This window comes from Draconibacterium sediminis (assembly GCF_000949475.1).
In the GTDB taxonomy this organism is placed as follows: Bacteria; Bacteroidota; Bacteroidia; order Bacteroidales; family Prolixibacteraceae; genus Draconibacterium; species Draconibacterium sediminis.
In genome coordinates this window covers 56,070-74,952 of the sequence record NZ_JRHC01000003.1, presented here as the reverse complement: position 1 = coordinate 74,952, position 18,883 = coordinate 56,070, and the positions used below count along the sequence as shown (strand labels likewise).

Below are 18,883 nucleotides of genomic sequence, written 5' to 3'. Positions count from 1 at the left end.
TGCAAATTTAACATATTACATTTCTAGCTAACTTCAGTAAGCTGCAGAAATGTTAACATGCAGGGGTAACAAAAAGTGTACAATGCCAATCTTGCTGATCAGCTTTGGGTAAGGAAGGCCTTCAAAATTTCGTTAAAAAGTGGATGAGGTTAACTTCCCGCGAAAGCCCCAGTTTTTTTCGTAAACGATAACGGGCCGTTTTTAAGCTTTCTACATTCTGGTAGGTAATGGCGGCTATTTCTTTATTCGACATATTTAGCCGCAGGAATCCGCATAAACGCAAATCGCCCGCCGTTAATTTTGGATAGGCTTTGCTCAGGCGCTCGTAAAAATCGGTATGTACTTCCTTAAAGCGTTTTTCAAATTCTTCCCAGGAGTTATCGTGGGCTTTGCTTCCTAGTTCTTCAATTATTTCTTTAATTTTCCCTGCATCCTTTTGTGGCAGGTCATTCTGGATTTCTGTTAATTTTTTTGAGACAAGTAGAATTAGATTGTTTTTCTGGGCGAGGTACATGCCGTTGGTGGCCATTTCTTTTTTCTTGTGATCCAGTTCTTCTGATACCTTTTCTTTTTCCATACGGTGCAAAGCTTCCTCGGTTTGCAGCTGCTTGTGTCGATTGCGCTGTTGCAGGAACAGTAGTAAAATCACAAGTGCTGTTGAAACCGACAACAACAGAATGATAATATAGATCATATCCTTTTTATCTTTTCTGAATTTTATAACGGCAAGCTCATTTTTTGTCTCGGTCAATTCTTTGTCCAATTCGTGCTTTGCCCTTAATTTTATTATCTCTTCCCCCGAATTACGTTCGTTAAGTATATTACTGCTCTCGGCATAACTCTTGTAATAAAATGCTGCCTTTTGCATGTTTCCACTTTTCTCGTTACTTGAGGCAAGTAGTTGTAACACCTGGGTTTTAATGCCGTATTCATCCAGCTTTTCGCTGTAGTCAAGTGCTTTTTCTAAAGCATGCAGAGCCTGTTTGTATTGTTTGTTGTTGTAGTAATTTTCGCCCAGTTGCCGGTAGTAAGTGGCGTATTGAAAATTCATTGAACCCGGGAAAGAGGACTCAAGTATTTCGAGATCGGCTTTTTGAATGTTTAAGTATTTTGATACACTATCGTGTTGCTGGGTTTCCAGAAAAATATCGACAAAATTCACCGACATTATTTGTTCGCCGTAAGCATCATTGCGTGCACCCGGATAATTCCATGCCTTCCGAAGATAATACAATGCACTATCCGGCTTTTGCTCTTCAACATATATTAAGGAAAGATTATTATAGGCACTTGCCGGCGAAAAAAACAACTCCTCTTTTTTTAGCATTTTGGCAATTGCAATGGTTTTGTTGAACATTTTTTTGCTGGCTTCCAAATCGCCCAAACTTTTTAGGTGAGATCCGAAATTATTGTAAATGGAATACAACCAGGTGCTGTCGTTTAGTTCCTCAGCTATTTGCAGGCCTTTGGAATAAAGCTGAAATGCTTCTGTGTATTTGTTTTGCAAATCATACAAATACCCAAGATTGATAACCACGCTAAATGCTTCAGTTTTGTTTTCGAGGTGGTTTAATAGTTGCATGGCTTGCTCGTAACTGGCAATTGCAGCATCTTCATTTTGTTGCATCAGTTCAATTCGGCCCAAAATATTATAGAATCGGAATAGGGCACTATAATTTTTACTCGCTTCTGCCAGTTTTAGGCCTTCATTTGCATAATACCGGACAGAATCGGGCTGGGTATTGAGATACGATTTTGCAATTTCTGTTACTAATAAAACTTTATTTTCTATGCTTACTTCCGCAGTGTATTTGGTCTTTAGGCTATCAACATTTGGCTGAGCAACAACATGTGCAGCCATCAGAAAAGTAATAATGAAAAAATAGATCGATTTAAGGTTCATAGAGTATAACTTCGGTGAAGCAATAAAGATAAACAATTGAGGTAAAAAAAATCCATGCCGGTTAAAACATGGATCTTTTGTTATTTGTATCTAACTATTATTTCCTGTATAAAGGCGATCGTTTAAGCAACCACTGCAATGTAACAGTGTAAGCATCTTCTGTCATCCAGAATGAAGTGTGCGATTTGGCATAAATATTCTGTCCCTGGTCGGAATACATTTTCATATCCACCTGGGTTTGAAAATTATCGGTTGAACTGGAAGAGGTTGAGGTATAACTCTTGTTTTTGTTATTCTTTTGCTCGCTGGTCTTACTTGAACCCGAATAATTGGTTGTGCTGGTATAACGCACAGTAACCGTTCCCATTACCACATACTCAACTTCCAGAATATTACACAGCTCAGCCGGAGTAAAACCATCGATATTCGACGAATTTATACTGTGTTTTATCAAGGTTGCGTTTGTGGTAGTAGGATCTTGCAGAATGAACTCGCTGGCAAACTTTGTCATCAAGGTGTAACAGTCAGACTGTACTTTTTTTTCCATTTGATCATCGTGCGCTCCATCACTACTCATATAGGTAAAAGGCAAAACCGCCACCTTGTTATGATGATCCTGCAAAGAAACATCAGCTCCGGAAGCTGAAGCGGTCTGCGCTTTATTAAGTATTTCTATTCGTCCGCTTGCAAATTGAATTTTGTTAATATCGGCTTTCGAATACGAGTATTTCAAGCTTTCATTTTTATGGACAAACTCAATACTTTGGTCGTTCATGGCAACAACCTGCCCAATGTGTTCTTCGCCATTTAGCATAGTCACTTTGTCGAAACTTTCCTGTGCCTGTGCCGAAACATTTACAAGCAGAATAGTGGCTACAAAAAAGATGAATGAAATTGCTATAGGTTTCTTCATTATTTTGAATTTTAGAATTTAAAGGACAGCCCCTGCGAATTATTCCACAGGGGCTGTCAGAATATTTGGAGTATGTATTAAAAATCAATATGTATTCCTGCGTTTATAATAAAAGCGCCGTGTTTGCCATTGTCGCCATTAAAAGCATCCGAGAAATAATCGTTTAACGAATATTCGTAGTTTGCCTCAACAAACAGGAAGAGAATATCTAAACCAATACCTCCGTCGATAGCCCAAATGGCACTGTTTATATTGTCTTTATCGAAAAACTCGTCACCATCTTTTATCGATCCGGGAATAGAGACTGAAGGGCCGGCAAAAAGACGTAAGGCAAACATGTCGCTTTCGTGCCCCAATACATGGTAGCCTGCATACACCGGAATTTTAACCAGGTTTTGGCTAAAATCAACTTCGCCAATGGTGCTGCCTTCGCTAACTAAAATGCTGCGTGAGTTGCGAACGAACTGAATGCCCGGCTCCACATAAAATTTATCGCCAATTAAAACACCGCCACCAAACTGGTAACCAGCTTTGGCCGATATATCGGCGTCGGTACCATGGAAAGTGGCAAAATTCATCCCAACAAGGCCTTTAATTTCAACCTGTGCTTTTGCACTTGTAAATCCAAGAATGGCAAGTGCCAGTAAAAGAGTTAATTTTTTCATTTGTTTACTTTTAGTTTTTGTTATGAGTATTGTGATAAGTTACAATCAAACAGTCTTTTAAGTTTAAATAATTAAGTAGACAAAAAGTGAACAAGAGTGGCAATAGGTATTTGTGAGGTGTTTTTACTAAACTTAACAGAAAAACGCCATTTCTTAAGGGAGTAATATTCTGTTGTTCTTGTAACTCACTGATTACAGGCTTCCTGCAGCCGTGTAATTACCCAGCAAACTTTGTGGATGGCGTGTTGCAGCGCTGCAAATGGCAAAAAATTTTTCTTAGACCCCTCCTGCAGCCGTGTGACATGCCTGCAAATTTGTTTAGACCCACCAAGCAGCCGTGCAACTACGATTAATTTCGTTGAGACCCACCTCGCAGCATTGCAACAGGCAAAAAATTTTGTTTAGACCCCCTATGCAGTTTTGCAGCAGGGGTAAAATTAAACTGAGACCGGATTCGCGCATTTTCGAAATGCAAAAGAATATTGTGGCTACCCTGTTGTAGCGCCTCGGTAGGCAAAAAAATGTTATGGAAGGCTTGCCGCAACCACGCAACAAGCCAGATATTTTTTTTGTAGTTAACTTCCTTCAGCCGTGTAACAAAACTATTCTACCCCACCGCAGCTGCCCAATCAGGGAATACCGAAACATCAATATCAAACACTAAAACACCCCAGAAATACATAACCAGTGTGGCCACAATAATTCCGGCCAGGTTGAGCAATATTCCGGTTTTAACCATGTCTTTTACCTGAATGCGGTTGGTGCCAAAAATTATGGCGTTGGGTGGTGTAGCAACAGGAAGCATAAAAGCCAGCGATGCCGCCAGGGTGGCGGGAATCATTAACAACAAAGGATTAACTTCGATAGTGGTTGAAAGCCCCGAAAGAATAGGCAGAATCATTTCGGTAGTTGCTGTGTTCGACGTTAGTTCGGTTAAGAACGACATCATGGTAACATTGGCAAAAGTGAGTACAATGGGCTCAACATTGGCAAGACCGGCCATTTGCTCGCCAAACCAAACCGAAAGTCCCGACTCAACAAATCCCTGTGCCAGGGCAAATCCGCCACCAAATAAAAGCACAATGTTCCAGGGAATTTTTCGCGCCGTTTTCCAGTTCATTAGCCGCTCGCCTTTTTCAGATTTCGATGGCAGGATAAAAAGCAAGAGCGCAATAAAAATGGCCACCGTACCATCGTTGATATAAGACGGATTTTTGAATAGCTGCGACCAACCGGGAATCTCAAACGACTGAATGGTAAATCCCGACCGGAATATCCATAAAAACGCCAGAATAACAAATAAAATCAGTACGATCTTCTCTTCGGGTTTTGCTTTACCCAGCGCCTGGTACTCTTCGCGAAACTGATCAATGTGAACCTTTTTCCAGCTCTTTTTGGGTTTGTACATCGCATACAAAATAAGCCATGCCATTACAAATAAAAGAACCGTAACAGGGAGCGCAAAAATAAACCAGTCGGCAAACGATATTTCAGTCATCTCGGGGAAAATGATGCTTACAATTCGGGCGAACGACAAATTTGGGGGCGTCCCCACCAGCGTAGCAACACCGCCAATCGATGCTGAATACGCAATTCCCAGAAGCAGGCCGATCGCATACTTCCCCATTTTCTTTTCACCCAGACTTTCTTCCAGTTTTATAATTATTGAAAGTGCAATAGGAACCATCATCATAGCTGTGGCTGTGTTCGACATCCACATCGACAAGAAGGATGTCGCCAACATAAACCCCAGCAAAATACGCCCGGGACTTATCCCGACAACCAGCAAAATCCGCAAAGCTATTCTCCGGTGTAAATTCCACCGCTCCATAGCAAAAGCCATTAAAAAGCCGCCAATAAAAAGAAAAATCAGGTGGTTAAAATACATGGCCGAAATCGTCTTCCCATCAACTACGCCAAACAACGGGAATAGTGCAACCGGTAGCAAGGCCGTAACTGCCAGTGGAATGGCTTCAGTTATCCACCATATGGCCATCAACAAGGCGATGGCAAAGCAATAGGTAACATTCCGGTTTTGCGGATCGAGATCGGCAAAAAGAATAACCAACAAACTTATTAGCGGAGCCACAATTAAAGCCCACTGCCGCACTCCCTGTGGTTTCGATTGTTTTAATTCAGGCATTTTCGTTTTATTCGTTTTTCCGAATTTAGTACAACACAACGACTTATACAAAAGGCCGCCAATAAATAGCTGTTGAATAAATTACGTTATTCGCTTCCAAATCCGTATCTTGAGGGGAACAAAACACATAAATATGTACACCTACAAAGCAACAGTTGACCGTGTGGTTGATGGCGACACCATCGACCTGGTTATCGACCTCGGATTTAAAATCACCACTTTTCAGCGTATTCGTCTTCGTGGCATAAACACCCCCGAAACTTACAATGTAAAAAAGGATTCGGAAGAATATAAAAATGGCATGAAAGCCAAAGCATTTGTTATTGAGCGGATAACGAACAACAACAACCAGGTGATTGTTGAAACCGACAAAGAGGTTGGTAAATTTGGCCGTTATATAGGGACTATTCGCCTTGCCGACAACGAGCAAACCCTTAACGATGAGCTGGTGGAAAAAGGTTTTGCAGAATATGTAGAATATTGACTTGGGTTTGCTTGATTAACAAAAAAACATTCTATCTTTTCGTTCGTTTATAATTGTTTATTTTTAAGGAAATCATGGAACTCGCATAATGATTCTGTTGAGGATTAAAAGCTTTTTATTATGCTTGTTTTAAGGCAGATTTGTAAAATACATATATGACTACACACAGCAACAAGTTTGGAACAGCCCCGGTATTTCTTACAGCTATATCAACCATTTTAGGAGCAATTTTATTTCTTCGTTTTGGTTATGCAGTAGGTACGCTGGGCTTTTGGGGCGTTATCCTGATTATTTTCCTTGGGCACCTGGTAACCATTCCTACGGCACTTGCCATTTCCGAGATTGCCACCAACAAACGTGTTGAGGGTGGCGGTGAGTATTTTATTATATCGCGCTCGTTTGGACTGAATATTGGAGCCACAATTGGTATCGCGCTTTTCTTTTCGCAGGCCATTAGTGTGGCATTTTATGTTATCGCCTTTACAGAAGCATTCGAATTCTTTTTTAATCTGCTCGCTGATAAATATGATTTTCTTCTGCCGCGGCAGGCCATCAGTTTACCTGTTATGGCCGGTCTGGCTTTTCTGATTATAAAAAAAGGAGCCAATTTGGGTGTTAAAGCCCTTTATTTTGTGGTGGCCATTTTGTTTGTTTCCATCATTATGTTCTTTCTCGGATCGACAGAGTTTTCGCAATCGGCCCATCTGCCTTTTTCGAAAGATCAGTTTCGGAATTTTGAGAATTTCTTTGTTGTTTTTGCCATTATTTTCCCGGCGTTTACAGGAATGACGGCCGGTGTCGGACTGTCGGGCGATTTAAAAAATCCATCGAAATCCATTCCGCTCGGAACAGTACTGGCAACAGTTTCGGGCATGATACTTTACATTTTTATTGTGTATAAACTAACCATGTCGGCCTCCATAGAAGATTTAACGGAACACCAGTTGATCATGGGAAAAATAGCCATAGCCGGTTCGGTAATCGTACCGCTGGGGTTGGCGGCGTCAACCATTTCGTCTGCACTGGGTTCGGTAATGGTGGCTCCGCGTACTTTGCAGGCGCTGGCTCTTGATCATGCTTTCCCATCGAAACGAATCAACCGTTGGCTGTCGAAAGCAAATGCAGCCGACAACGAACCACAAAATGCATCAATAGTTACCGTGGCCATTGCATTTGTTTTTGTGGCGCTTGGCGACGTAAATGCTGTGGCATCTATCATTTCTATGTTTTTTATGGTAACATACGGTTCATTGTGTCTTATTTCCTTTCTGAATCATTTTGGAGCTTCGCCGTCGTACCGCCCTACTTTCCGCTCGCGCTGGTACCTGTCGCTGGTTGGTTTCCTGGTATCCATTTGGGTGATGTTTAAAATCAGTACCTCATATGCATTGCTGTCAGCCGGTGCCATGACATTGATTTACCTGTACATTAACCATTACCACAAACACCGCAAAGACTTTGCTTCGCTGTTTGCCAACTCGCTCTTTCAGCTGAACAGGAAGTTGCAGGTGCACCTGCAGAAACGCAAAAAAATGGTAAAACAAAACGAGTGGCGCCCCAGTGCTATTTGTATTTCGGATAAAACTACCCACAATAACCGCGCATTTCAGTTGTTAAGCTGGATTTCGTACAAATACGGATTTGGAACTTTTTTATACCTCATAGAAGGTTATTATTCCTCAAAAACCGTTGAAAAAGCTGACGAGATGTTAAATCTTATGCTTGAAGAATCTGACGAAGAAAACTACGTTTATATCGATACGATTATTTCGCCATCGTACACATCTGCAATTGCACAAGCTATCCAAATTCCGGGTGTTGCGGGTATGGAAAACAACATGGTTATTTTTGAATACAACAAAGATAAACCCGATAATCTGGGAAGAATTATTGAGAACTTTGCATTGGTAAACAGTGGCGATTTTGATATTTGTGTGTTGGCATCGTCGCCTAAAAAAATGAAAATCCAGAATGGTATACATGTGTGGATCAATTCGTTCGACACCGAGAATGCCAACCTGATGATTTTGCTGAGTTTTATTATTCTGGGGCATCCTGATTTAAAAAAGGCGAGCATCGAAATTTTTGTGGTTTGTCACGAAAACGAAGTGCAGCAATCAAAACAGGAAATGAAAAAGCTGGTGCTGTCGGGAAGGATGCCGATTACCGAAAAAAATATCAAGATCATTCAGCGCACCGACGAAATTTCTACACGGGCAATCATCAATAAAACATCGAAAGATGCCGGTTTGATTTTGGTGGGGCTGCGCGAAGAAATGGTAAAACACGAAAAAGAAAACACTTTTGCAGGCTACGACGATCTGGGTACTATTTTGTTTGTTCATTCGAAAGAACAGAAGGCAATAGAATAATGCATTTTAGCTGGTGTTGCTGAACAAAACAAAATATTTCGTAACTTCCGCTAAACGCTAATCCGGATATAAATGAGGGAGATAAACGAATTTATTACCGACCAAACGGGCCTGAGTGCTGCCACCCAGCACAAAATAATTATCTCGATTCTTATCCTGATCTTCTTGTCGATCATCCGCCTGTTAATTCTGCGTATTGTTTGGCGGCAAACACAAAACGTAAAAATCCGTTACTCGTGGAAACGTGCCCTCTCCTTTATTATTCCTTTTTCAGGATTAATATTGATCAGTGCAGTCTGGATTCATGCCTTTGAAGAATTCGGCACGTTCCTGGGCTTATTTACTGCAGGTATTGCTATTGCTTTAAAAGATCCTATCACGAACCTGGCCGGGTGGTTTTTTATCGTTGTACGCAAACCATTTCATGTGGGCGACCGCGTGCAGGTTGGCCCGCACACCGGCGATGTTATCGATATCAGGCTTTTTCAGTTTACCATTCTTGAAATCGGGAATTGGGTAGACGCCGACCAAAGTACCGGCCGAATTATTCATATGCCCAACGGCAAGGTTTTTCTTGAACCACAGGCCAATTTCAGTACCGGTTTTGAGTACATCTGGAACGAAATGAAAGTGAACATTACATTTGAAAGCAACTGGCAAAAAGCCAAAGACATTTTGGATCAGATTATTCACGATTACTCAAAAGACATTCACATAAAAGCGCAAAAAGAGATTCAGGAGGCCAGCAAAAATTATATGATTTATTACAAGCACCTCACTCCAATTGTGTATACAAAAGTGATGGACTTTGGCGTGCGTTTAACCATTCGCTACTTATGTAATCCGCGGCAACGACGGGGATCGGAAAATACAATCTGGCAAAACATTCTAACAGCATTTAATAAAGAACCGGATATTCAATTCGCTTATCCTACCACACGGTTTTACAAAGCAGGCGAAGCAACAAACGCACAACAGCGCAACCTTTAACCCGACGCAACCATCTTAATCCAAACTGCTGTTATGAAACGTATTATTCTCATTCTTTCAGTCTTATTGTTTGCCATTGCTGCCTGCAACGATGAAAAAGGCATTGAAATGGATATTGTTGAAACCAGCTGCATGAATGGCTGGGACGAATTTTACGAAGGCTCCGGCGATTTCAAACAAGCTGTAACTGCCTATCTCGAGCACAATAACATTGCAGTTTATTCAGTTCAAAAAATCAATTACTATTCAGGTCCGGTTTGTTTGGCTTGCTCTTGTCCAACCGGTAACTTAATCGCAATCAGAGTTGCCGAAAATGATGTTGACAAGGCAGAGCAGCTGGGTTTTCATCTTGTTGTAAACAACCGAAATAACATCCCTCTGGAAGATTAAACCACCGGTCTTCTACATTTAAATTCTGTTAAATTTACAATATGGCAAAACAATTTGAACGTTGATAAGTTATACATATCGAAAAATCTAGATGATTCGATAATTTTAACAGAATAAAACAATGAGCAAACAACTAATTTTAAAAAGTGCCTCATTGACTTTTCTACTTACCCTTATTCTTTCGGGTATCTCGTTTGGTCAAAACTGGCAAAGCGATTTTCAGCAATCATTACAAACTGCAAAAACAGAAGACAAACCCGTCATCCTGGTATTTTCCGGATCGGATTGGTGTGCCCCTTGTATGAAACTGGAGAACGAGATCTGGAGTTCAGATGAATTTAAAAACTATTCGGCCGAGCATTTTGTGCTTTACAAAGCCGATTTCCCGCGCCAAAAAAAGAATCAGCCCGACAGCGGGCAGGTGAAAGCCAACAAAGAACTGGCCGAAAAGTACAACCAAAAAGGTTTTTTTCCGCTGGTGGTAGTGTTGGACAAAACCGGTAAAGTACTGGGCGAAACGGGCTACAAAAAACTCTCGCCCGTCGAATACATCAAACATCTTGAAACCTTTGTGAACTAATGGTTCGCCACATAGCAATACTATTGGTTTTAGTAATACTGGGGCTGCCGGTTTTTTGCCAGCAACCTTACAAACGAACGCTAAAACTTATGGGAAGCCGCTTCGACATTACCGTTGTTGCCAACAGCGAGCAGGAAGGAAACGGCTATATTGATCTGGCGGTTGCGGAAATTCAGCGCATCGAGAAGCTGATCTCATCATGGGATGCCAATTCCGAAACTTCGGCGATAAATAAAAATGCAGGCATACAAGCTGTAAAGGTATCGCCCGAACTTTTTGCCTTGATCGAACGGGCCATTCGTATTTCGGAGCTCACCGACGGGGCTTTCGATATCAGTTATGCCTCGATGGACCGAATCTGGCATTTCGATGGAAGTATGACCGAAATGCCTTCGGAGGCAACCATTGCGGCCTCGGTGGCAAAAGTCGGGTACCAGAACATTGTGCTGGACAAAGCAGCTTCAACCGTTTTCCTTCAAAAAGAGGGAATGAAGATCGGTTTTGGTGCCATTGGCAAAGGTTATGCTGCCGACAAAGCCAAAGCATTGCTGATGAGCAAAGGTGTGAGTGCGGGTATCATTAACGCATCGGGCGATATGAATACCTGGGGCAAACAACCCGATGGCTCGTACTGGAGAGTGGCCATTACCAACCCCATGAACAAAGACAAGGCCTTTGCACTGCTACCCATTAAAAATGGTGCGGTGGTAACTTCGGGCGACTACGAAAAATATGTACAATTCAACGGAATACGCTACACACACATCATCGATCCGCGAACCGGTTATCCGGCACATGGCATTATCAGTGCTACTGTATTTGCGCCTAAGGCCGAACTGGCTGATGCACTGGCAACATCAGTTTTTGTAATGGGAATTGATGTGGGTCTCGACCGCATTAACCAGTTGCCTCAAATAGAATGTATAATCGTTGACGATAAAGGAAATATTCATCAATCAGAAAATATTAAAATCGAAACAAAATGAGGATGAAGAAAAAATTTGTTTTAATGGCCGGACTGGGCATCATGCTTTTCAGTTCGTGCACAGTACTTAAAGAGTACGAAAAGGTAAATATAAACGATCCGGATATGGCCTTGGCCGACCGCAAGATCGACAAATTTCAAACTACTTTTCAATCGTACAGAGAGGCTGCTTCGGGAGCAAACGGAGGTAAAACCGGTGGCGGATGCGGCTGCAATTAAATCCAGTTAAAACATGAAGTATTTATTGAGTTTATTATTGATTGCTTCAGTGCTTGCTGTTAGCGCCCAGGACGACAATGCTGCGGGCGAATACAAAAAACGCGTACTGGAACATACAGAGATAGATATTCTGCTGAACTATTACGAGCAGGATGGAGAAAATGCCGCTGTCACAGGTGGCCGGGGAACCGAGGAACTTACCGATTTTTCGCCAACTATAATCGTGGCTGTTCCGTTGAACGACGACGACGTGCTGACTATAAACGCGAACATTTCGGCCTACACTTCGGCATCATCAAGTAACGTAAACCCTTTCGATGGCAAACAGCCGGCCGACCCTTTTGTGGCCAGTAGCGGCGCATCAAAATCGGATGTATGGGGAAATGTGGTTGGAAGTTACAGCCACAGCTCCGACGACAGAAACCGGCTGTGGAATGCCAACCTATCGGGTTCTGCCGAATTCGATTATATTTCGATTGGATTCGGCGGAGGACGCACCTGGTTGTTCAACGAAAAGAACACCGAGTTATCGCTGAATGGCAACGTGTACCTCGATACCTGGAGCCTCATCTACCCTATCGAACTAAGGCCGGATGAGGGAAGTTCATTCCAACAGGTAGTTCCCGGCTACGACCCGTCGTTTAACGAACATAGCAGCAAAGCACGGAACTCTTACTCGGCGGGTATCGGTCTTTCGCAAATCCTGTCGAGCCGGATGACAGGTTATGTTTCGGCCGATTTTATATTGCAGGATGGGTTGCTGTCGACACCGTTTCACCGCATTTATTTTGCCGATAAGGAAGATTACTTTTTCGAGAATTTCCATTTGGCCGACGATATTGAGCAGCTGCCCGACTCGCGCTTTAAAATTGCGCTGGGGGCCCGCCTCAACTATTTTGTAAACCACCGGGTAACCTTGCGAACCTTTTACCGGTATTACACCGACGACTGGGGAATTACTTCGCACACGGCAAGCATTGAAATCCCGGTAAAAATTACCGATAAGTTTACGCTATACCCGTCGTACCGGTTTTACAACCAAACGGCAGCCGACTATTTTGCGCCGTACAACGAGCATTTATCTACCGAAGAATTTTACACCTCGGACTACGACCTGTCGGAATTTTCGGCCAACAACTACGGCTTTGGTATAAGCTACACCGATGTGTTTACGAAAGGGCACATCTGGAAATTGGGCTTAAAAAGTATCGATTTAAAATACCACAAATACGACCGCGACTCGGCATTCACCGCATCGATGTTTTCGTTTGGAGTGAAGTTCGTGGTTGATTAAAAAATTGGCAACTGCACTATTCGAGCCCGGAGCTGTATGCATTTTAACGTACGGCCCCGGGCTTTTTTTTGAAATAGAAAGTTAGCTGTTTAAAGCTTTACCCTCATCCGTCAATCGACGGAAGCTCCCCTCAAAAGGGGAGCCGGTTACAAGCTACATTCAAACTTTACATCATGGCTTTTTTCTTTTTTAAGAGAAAATGTTGACAGACAAAAGGGTAAAGCTAATTCTGTTCTTTTCCCCATTTAGCAACTCTAATTTATGCACAGCAACCACAATTATTTTTAAAAGCTTACGAAAGAAACTACTTTTGCAAAAACCAAATTTCAGCATGAAAGGCTACGTACACATATACACCGGAAACGGCAAAGGAAAAACAACAGCAGCTTTTGGACTGGCTTTGCGGGCCTCAGGAGCAGATAAAAAAGTGTTTATCGCCCAGTTTATAAAAGGAAAAACCTACTCCGAAATAAAGGCAGTACAAAACTACCTGCCGCAAACCGAAGTAAAACAATACGGCAACGGATATTTTATTAAAAAGAAGCCCAACGATTCCGATATTGAAACGGCACTACAAGGTTTGTATGAGATTAACGAGATGGTAAAATCGGAACGTTACGATTTAATTATTCTGGATGAAATTTTTATTGCGCTGCACTACAAACTCATTTCTGTTGAAGCGGTAAGGCAGTTGATTACCACCAAACCCGCCAACCTGGAACTGGTGCTTACAGGCCGTTATGCCCCCGACGAAATAATTGAACTGGCCGACCTGGTTACCGAAATGAAAGAAGTAAAACATTACTACAAAAAAGATGTGCCGGCGCGCAAGGGTATTGAGTTTTAACTACCTGTTTTGTTTTATTGCTCTCCCCCTCGCCTCTTTTGTCAACAACTGGCAGCACCCTAACGTCTGCTTGTTGAAAATTGAAACTCCTCGCAGCAGAGCTGACGAGGAATCCGATTCCGTTAAGTACTTTTTTATTGTTCTGTTCGCTTACCCCGAGCCAAAGCCATCGGCGAATGCACTCACCGGAATTCAATATTGTTATTCGGTTACCGCCTCTTCACTACCTCTGGAATTAGAGCAAGGTGTTTTCAAACCCAAATAAAAAACATTATATTTAATGCAATAAAAAACCAAAATTACCGAATACATTGAACCCGACTCTTGCAAATAGACAAACCAAAATCGGCCCGCATTTCGACGATAATACGAACATTATTAAAGAATTACAGCAGTGCAAACTAATAAGATATATGTTGCAATGCAATATGCACGTACGTTAGCGTGCAATTTGAAAAAATTGCAAATTACATAGCGTCAAAAAAAAGATAAAATGCTGGATATCTAAAAAAAATCAACATAAAAAATATCAACACAAATGAACACAAAAAACCTATTCCTAATTTCACTTATCTGTCTAATTATTGCTTCATGTAATTTTTCGCCAACACAAACAACAACAAAAGTGACGTACGGGGAGGATGTAGCATTATTTGCAGACTTCAAAAAAATAAATGGTGTCGAATATCTTTTTAAAAACCATGTTAAGTGTGACACAACTATCACTTTTCAACGCAATAAAAATTTTCATCTAAAGAACAAAGTTGTATTCTGGGGGATGGACAAGGATATTGAAATAGAAATAAATAAATCAGATTTTGAGAAAAAGATTGACTTTGATAAAATTGAAGCCTTTCGTATTGACAGTGTGTCATTTTCTGTAAATGAAAATAAAGATAAAATAGATTTGATTTATTATCTGGACTTGGGTAATAAACGCAAAACGGTAACGATTGGACTGGAAAAAGATAATGAAACTTGGAATTTAAACTAAAAAACGACATGCTAACATTTTGTATAAGTAATGGCAGGCAAAGTAGCGAATATCAAGGTTTGTAGCCCGCTCAAACTGCGTAGCGGTTTGACATGAAAGTGCCATGCAATCTGCCACTACTCATACAATTTACCGTTATGGCAAGTTTGAAAACCAAACAATAAACTGACAATGAGACTAATTTTAACTTTTACTATCTGTATCTTGACTTTATCTGTAAATGGACAAGAAAAAGAACTAAAGAGCAAAAATGCTAAAGTGTCGATTAACAGTAAAATTAAACCCGCTACTCGTGAGAAAGTAGACATCAACTCTCCTCTTAAAGTAGTCAATTTAGACACGGACAAGCCTGACAGGCAGCCAGCATATTTTATTGACGGCAAACACTTTAACGAATCAATACTAAAAACATTAAATCTTCAATTTATTGACAGCATGACTGTTATAAAAGAGGCAATTACTGTTGAGGACAAGACTTTTTACGGTCAGATTCATATAAAAATGAAAGGAGAATATGAACCTAAAATAGTTTCATTGACTGATTTAAAATCAAAATATTTAAAACCAAGTCACAAACCTACAATTTTCATAATTGACAACGATGTAGTAAAAAGTGAATACAATGAGTTCCTCATAGATGAAAACTATATACTTAAAATTGAGACTCAAGTAATTAAAAATGAGAAAGAAAAACTAAATATAAACGTGATTCGACTTGTTACTAAAACCAAAGAAAATATTGAGGAAGCAAATAAAATCTGGATTCGTTGAGTCGGTACAGAGATATAAAAATATTAAAAACCAGCTGTTAACACAGTACATATTGCAGGGCGGGATTCGGTGGTACGCCAACTGCGTCCCGAGAATCCACAACGACAACTTGCAAGTGACCGTTAGTCACAAGCTAAAAAGAGATTAAGTATTACAGAAGAATGGAAGAACCTCAAATTAAATATAAAAACCGGTTACGCAATATTCTCACTATTTTTTATTGGACAATCGTGGTCATAGGAACTTTATTCATTTTATTTTATTCGAATTTGATCAAGAATAATTTATCAATATTACTTTTGATTACAGTTGTGATTCTTCTTCTTTCACCTACCAAAATTTTAAAGCTTCGCATTGATTATGACATGATAGTTTTTTATGAGTGGGCAGCGCACCCAACCTTTAACAATGTATATGGAATCGCATTCCATAATATCGATGATTATAAAATAAACCGTGTAGTGTCAAGATTCTATTTGGTTGAACTGAAAAGAAAAAATGGAAAAAATATTCGGAAACTTATATGGTTTACCACAAGAGAATTATCAAGTTTAATAGCAATTCTAAAGGAGAAAACAAGTATTAGTAAAAGATAAGAAAATGTAAAATTAGGATGTATAATCCGGTTGGCTATCATCCGCCACATTCAAGTACGTGTTAACTGCCATCTCAATAACCAAACAGAAATGATAGAAAGAGCAATTACAGAAAAAGACCATTATAGTAGATTTTACAAGCATAATGAAAGACTTGCAAAATCGTGGGAAGAATTTGCTACGCAATATTCAGCGAAAATCGATGGTATTGTCAATGGATCCATTTTAGAATTCACAACTGTCTTTTGTTTTCAGGAGAAACAGGTAACAATAAAGGCGATACGCCAACATTCAAACAACAAAGCTGGTCCGCATTATAACTATGTAATAACAAAGAATACAATTATAAAAATTGAACCGCTTAAGCTAAAAGAACAATACTGGAGAATAAGAAAGCATAGCACATTACTTGAAATGTTTTTGAAACTAAATAATCACTGTGCACCATTCTATTTTGATAACAGTTACTCAATAATTTCAAAATCAAGAGTGAATGAAAGAATGCTATTTAATTCAGGTTTTTGGGAATTTTTGAGCAGTTTATCAGAGATTAGAAGAATTAGCTATAAGAACGAGCTATTCGAAATTGAGTATTTCAATTTCTTAGGCCCCCGGAATGTAAAAGCATTACTAAATTATACATTAGAAAAATACAGAGTCTGACAAATTGGAATAAGAAAAATAGCACACGGTTACATTCATATACATTGGCGGTTATGCAAACGCAACCTATTGTATTAAATTAACATCATAAAGAAAAGATAAACTATGAGAAATATATTGATTTTTATAGCAACTCTAACATTTCTTATTGCCTGCGAGAAAGATCGAGATATTAGTTATGAAGGATTTGTCCCGATTTTTGAGGAAAGTATTTATGACTCTCTCCAGGTACATGCAGATTATGACTATTATGAAATTCGAAATAATGTCTGTTTTGATAATAACAGCTATGATATAGTATATTCGGAAGGGACAAAACCTTACACTGATTCAGTATTTGCACCGACAAATGAGGGAGTATACTATTCTCAAGGTGATTTGTGCGCATACAATAACATATTCATTAAGAACGGGGAAGAATCTTACTTTCTTACATCTTATTCGGAGATTATTGAATTCTTAGGGGAGGTTGATTGTAAAGGAGATGCGCTTTTTATAGCTCATTTAAATGGATATTATTTTGAATATAACGATATCGAATTTGGAATAAAAGAAGATGGTGATGGATTTTTAATCTATGCTTGTAAGTTAACAAGTGCCTGTACCCCTCTTCAGATCGATAAATTCCTGATTAAAATTGATATTGAGGGAAATATAGTAGTATTAGAGCAATCGGTTTTAACTAAGATGGAGAATGCCTGCATATAAACAAGAACCATCAACAATGCACATACAAAACGAAAAGGATAGCGTAAAAACTAAAAAACAATAAGATTAATTTTGAAATTATCGAGCACTTATTCCCCTAACCCGCATGTTATCTCAAGTTTAACTTCTTTAAAATCACCCCTCCACAATTTTCATTCGCTAATGATTTGTATAGTTTCGCGCCCCAAACAGAAATTATAATTAGCGAAGTATGATTTGCGAACTGGCGAAAAAAGACATCGAAGAACTACAGACCACAAACGTATTACCGCAAACCACTTTTTGGGGCCGTATAAAACGCAACCAGGGTTTTATTCCGAAAGGTTTTGAACTTACCATTTCGCGCGATTTACTGGTTACAAGCGCCAATTCGCTCGAGAAAAAAGGGGAAGATTTACTGGTACTGATCAAGTATGTAAATCCTAACGCTTGTTTTGCCTATGTTCCGTACGGCCCGAAAATGGAGCCCACTTTCGAAAACCAGGGGCTGCTTTTAGAGCAGTTATCCGAATCGATACGACCGCACCTGCCTGCCAACTGTATTTTTATTCGTTACGATCTGACCTGGGAAAACCAGTGGGCCGCCGAAGATGATTATTTTGATGAGCAGGGGAACTGGATTGGGCCGCCACCCGCCCATACGCAGGAATACCGCGTAAATTTTAATACCGTCACCGGGAATGTAAAAAAGAGTATCGAGGATAACCTGCCAAAAAATACCTTCTTTCTCGACCTTACCTTAAACGAGCAGGAATTGATGTACAACATGCGCTACAATACCCGCTACAACGTACGCAAAGCCACCAAAAAAGGAATACGGGTGCGCGAATACGGGCTGGAGCAAATTGGCGAATGGTATAAATTATACTTCGATACAGCCATGCGTCATAATATGGCTTTGCAAAGCCAGGACTACTTTTCGTCTATTCTGAGAAACCAGGACAACAGCAAAAACGGCGTAACCGTAAAAATGCTTATGGCCGATATTGACGGGCGTTTTCTGTCGTCGATGTTTTTGGTTCTATCGCGAAAACGCGGAACCTATCTGTATGGCGCCTCTTCGTCGGATAAAGACAATTTAATGGCCAGTTATGCGCTACAGTGGGAGTCGATACGAATCTCGAAAGAATGGGGATGCACCGAATACGATATGTTTGGCTCGGCACCTAACTTAGACAGCAGTCACCCTTTGCACGGCGTGCATATTTACAAAAAAGGCTTTGGCGGCGATCTCTACCACCGAATGGGATGCTGGGATTATCCATACGACCAGAAACAGTATGATATTTTTCGTTTACAGGAGGCGCAGAAATAGTTTCTCGCTGATAACGCCGATTATTTTTTATTTATCTGCGAAATCTGCGTG

At 40.4% G+C, this 18,883-nt stretch carries 19 protein-coding genes; 15 read left to right on the top strand and 4 right to left on the bottom strand.

Going from position 1 to position 18,883, the window contains the following annotated elements:
- Positions 1-121 precede the first annotated feature (121 nt).
- The 4 genes from LH29_RS12820 to LH29_RS12805 form a co-directional block, all read right to left on the bottom strand.
- Positions 122-1,903, bottom strand: coding sequence for a tetratricopeptide repeat protein (locus LH29_RS12820; RefSeq protein ID WP_045030449.1), 1,782 nt, complete (start codon positions 1,901-1,903; stop codon positions 122-124).
- A gap of 97 nt (positions 1,904-2,000) precedes the next feature.
- Positions 2,001-2,816, bottom strand: coding sequence for a hypothetical protein (locus LH29_RS12815; protein ID WP_045030447.1), 816 nt, complete (start codon positions 2,814-2,816; stop codon positions 2,001-2,003).
- Positions 2,817-2,893: 77 nt separating this feature from the next.
- On the bottom strand, positions 2,894-3,481 hold the full coding sequence (locus tag LH29_RS12810) for an outer membrane beta-barrel protein (protein WP_045030445.1): 588 nt from the start codon (positions 3,479-3,481) through the stop codon (positions 2,894-2,896).
- Positions 3,482-4,088: 607 nt separating this feature from the next.
- Positions 4,089-5,624, bottom strand: coding sequence for an SLC13 family permease (locus tag LH29_RS12805; RefSeq protein WP_045030443.1), 1,536 nt, complete (start codon positions 5,622-5,624; stop codon positions 4,089-4,091).
- 133 nt (positions 5,625-5,757) lie between these two features.
- Here LH29_RS12805 and LH29_RS12800 point away from each other — a divergent pair, with 133 nt between their 5' ends.
- From LH29_RS12800 to LH29_RS12725, 15 genes are all read left to right on the top strand, one after another.
- Positions 5,758-6,108, top strand: a complete 351-nt coding sequence (locus LH29_RS12800) for a thermonuclease family protein (protein WP_045030441.1) — start codon at positions 5,758-5,760, stop codon at positions 6,106-6,108.
- Between the two features lie 155 nt (positions 6,109-6,263).
- Positions 6,264-8,480: an amino acid permease gene (locus LH29_RS12795; RefSeq protein WP_045030438.1), complete on the top strand. Its 2,217-nt coding sequence runs from the start codon at positions 6,264-6,266 to the stop codon at positions 8,478-8,480.
- A 72-nt stretch (positions 8,481-8,552) separates the two neighbouring features.
- A complete protein-coding gene (locus tag LH29_RS12790; RefSeq protein ID WP_045030436.1) occupies positions 8,553-9,470 on the top strand; it encodes a mechanosensitive ion channel family protein in 918 nt (305 codons plus the stop codon).
- Between the two features lie 33 nt (positions 9,471-9,503).
- Positions 9,504-9,860 (top strand): hypothetical protein, encoded by a 357-nt coding sequence (locus LH29_RS12785; RefSeq protein WP_045030434.1) that lies wholly within the window; start codon positions 9,504-9,506, stop codon positions 9,858-9,860.
- Positions 9,861-9,981: 121 nt separating this feature from the next.
- Positions 9,982-10,440, top strand: a complete 459-nt coding sequence (locus LH29_RS12780; RefSeq protein WP_045030431.1) for a thioredoxin family protein — start codon at positions 9,982-9,984, stop codon at positions 10,438-10,440.
- Positions 10,440-11,426, top strand: coding sequence for an FAD:protein FMN transferase (locus LH29_RS12775; protein ID WP_045030429.1), 987 nt, complete (start codon positions 10,440-10,442; stop codon positions 11,424-11,426). Before LH29_RS12780 ends, LH29_RS12775 begins: the two co-directional genes overlap by 1 nt.
- Before the next feature lie 2 nt (positions 11,427-11,428).
- The gene (locus LH29_RS12770; protein WP_082063686.1) at positions 11,429-11,644 is read left to right on the top strand and encodes a DUF4266 domain-containing protein; all 216 of its coding nucleotides are present in this window, start codon (positions 11,429-11,431) and stop codon (positions 11,642-11,644) included.
- A 13-nt stretch (positions 11,645-11,657) separates the two neighbouring features.
- A complete protein-coding gene (locus tag LH29_RS12765) occupies positions 11,658-12,938 on the top strand; it encodes a DUF3570 domain-containing protein (RefSeq protein ID WP_045030427.1) in 1,281 nt (426 codons plus the stop codon).
- Positions 12,939-13,269: 331 nt separating this feature from the next.
- A complete protein-coding gene (cobO, locus tag LH29_RS12760) occupies positions 13,270-13,785 on the top strand; it encodes a cob(I)yrinic acid a,c-diamide adenosyltransferase (RefSeq protein ID WP_045030424.1) in 516 nt (171 codons plus the stop codon).
- A gap of 538 nt (positions 13,786-14,323) precedes the next feature.
- Complete coding sequence (locus LH29_RS12750; protein WP_157493687.1) at positions 14,324-14,779, top strand: hypothetical protein; 456 nt, start codon at positions 14,324-14,326, stop codon at positions 14,777-14,779.
- A 171-nt stretch (positions 14,780-14,950) separates the two neighbouring features.
- The gene (locus tag LH29_RS12745; RefSeq protein ID WP_045030419.1) at positions 14,951-15,550 is read left to right on the top strand and encodes a hypothetical protein; all 600 of its coding nucleotides are present in this window, start codon (positions 14,951-14,953) and stop codon (positions 15,548-15,550) included.
- 161 nt (positions 15,551-15,711) lie between these two features.
- Positions 15,712-16,146, top strand: a complete 435-nt coding sequence (locus LH29_RS12740; protein ID WP_045030417.1) for a hypothetical protein — start codon at positions 15,712-15,714, stop codon at positions 16,144-16,146.
- A 90-nt stretch (positions 16,147-16,236) separates the two neighbouring features.
- Positions 16,237-16,809, top strand: a complete 573-nt coding sequence (locus LH29_RS12735) for a hypothetical protein (protein WP_045030415.1) — start codon at positions 16,237-16,239, stop codon at positions 16,807-16,809.
- Positions 16,810-16,914: 105 nt separating this feature from the next.
- Entirely contained in the window at positions 16,915-17,517 is a 603-nt protein-coding gene (locus LH29_RS12730) for a hypothetical protein (protein WP_045030413.1), read from the top strand.
- A 211-nt stretch (positions 17,518-17,728) separates the two neighbouring features.
- On the top strand, positions 17,729-18,832 hold the full coding sequence (locus tag LH29_RS12725) for a lipid II:glycine glycyltransferase FemX (protein ID WP_045030410.1): 1,104 nt from the start codon (positions 17,729-17,731) through the stop codon (positions 18,830-18,832).
- Positions 18,833-18,883: the final 51 nt, after the last annotated feature.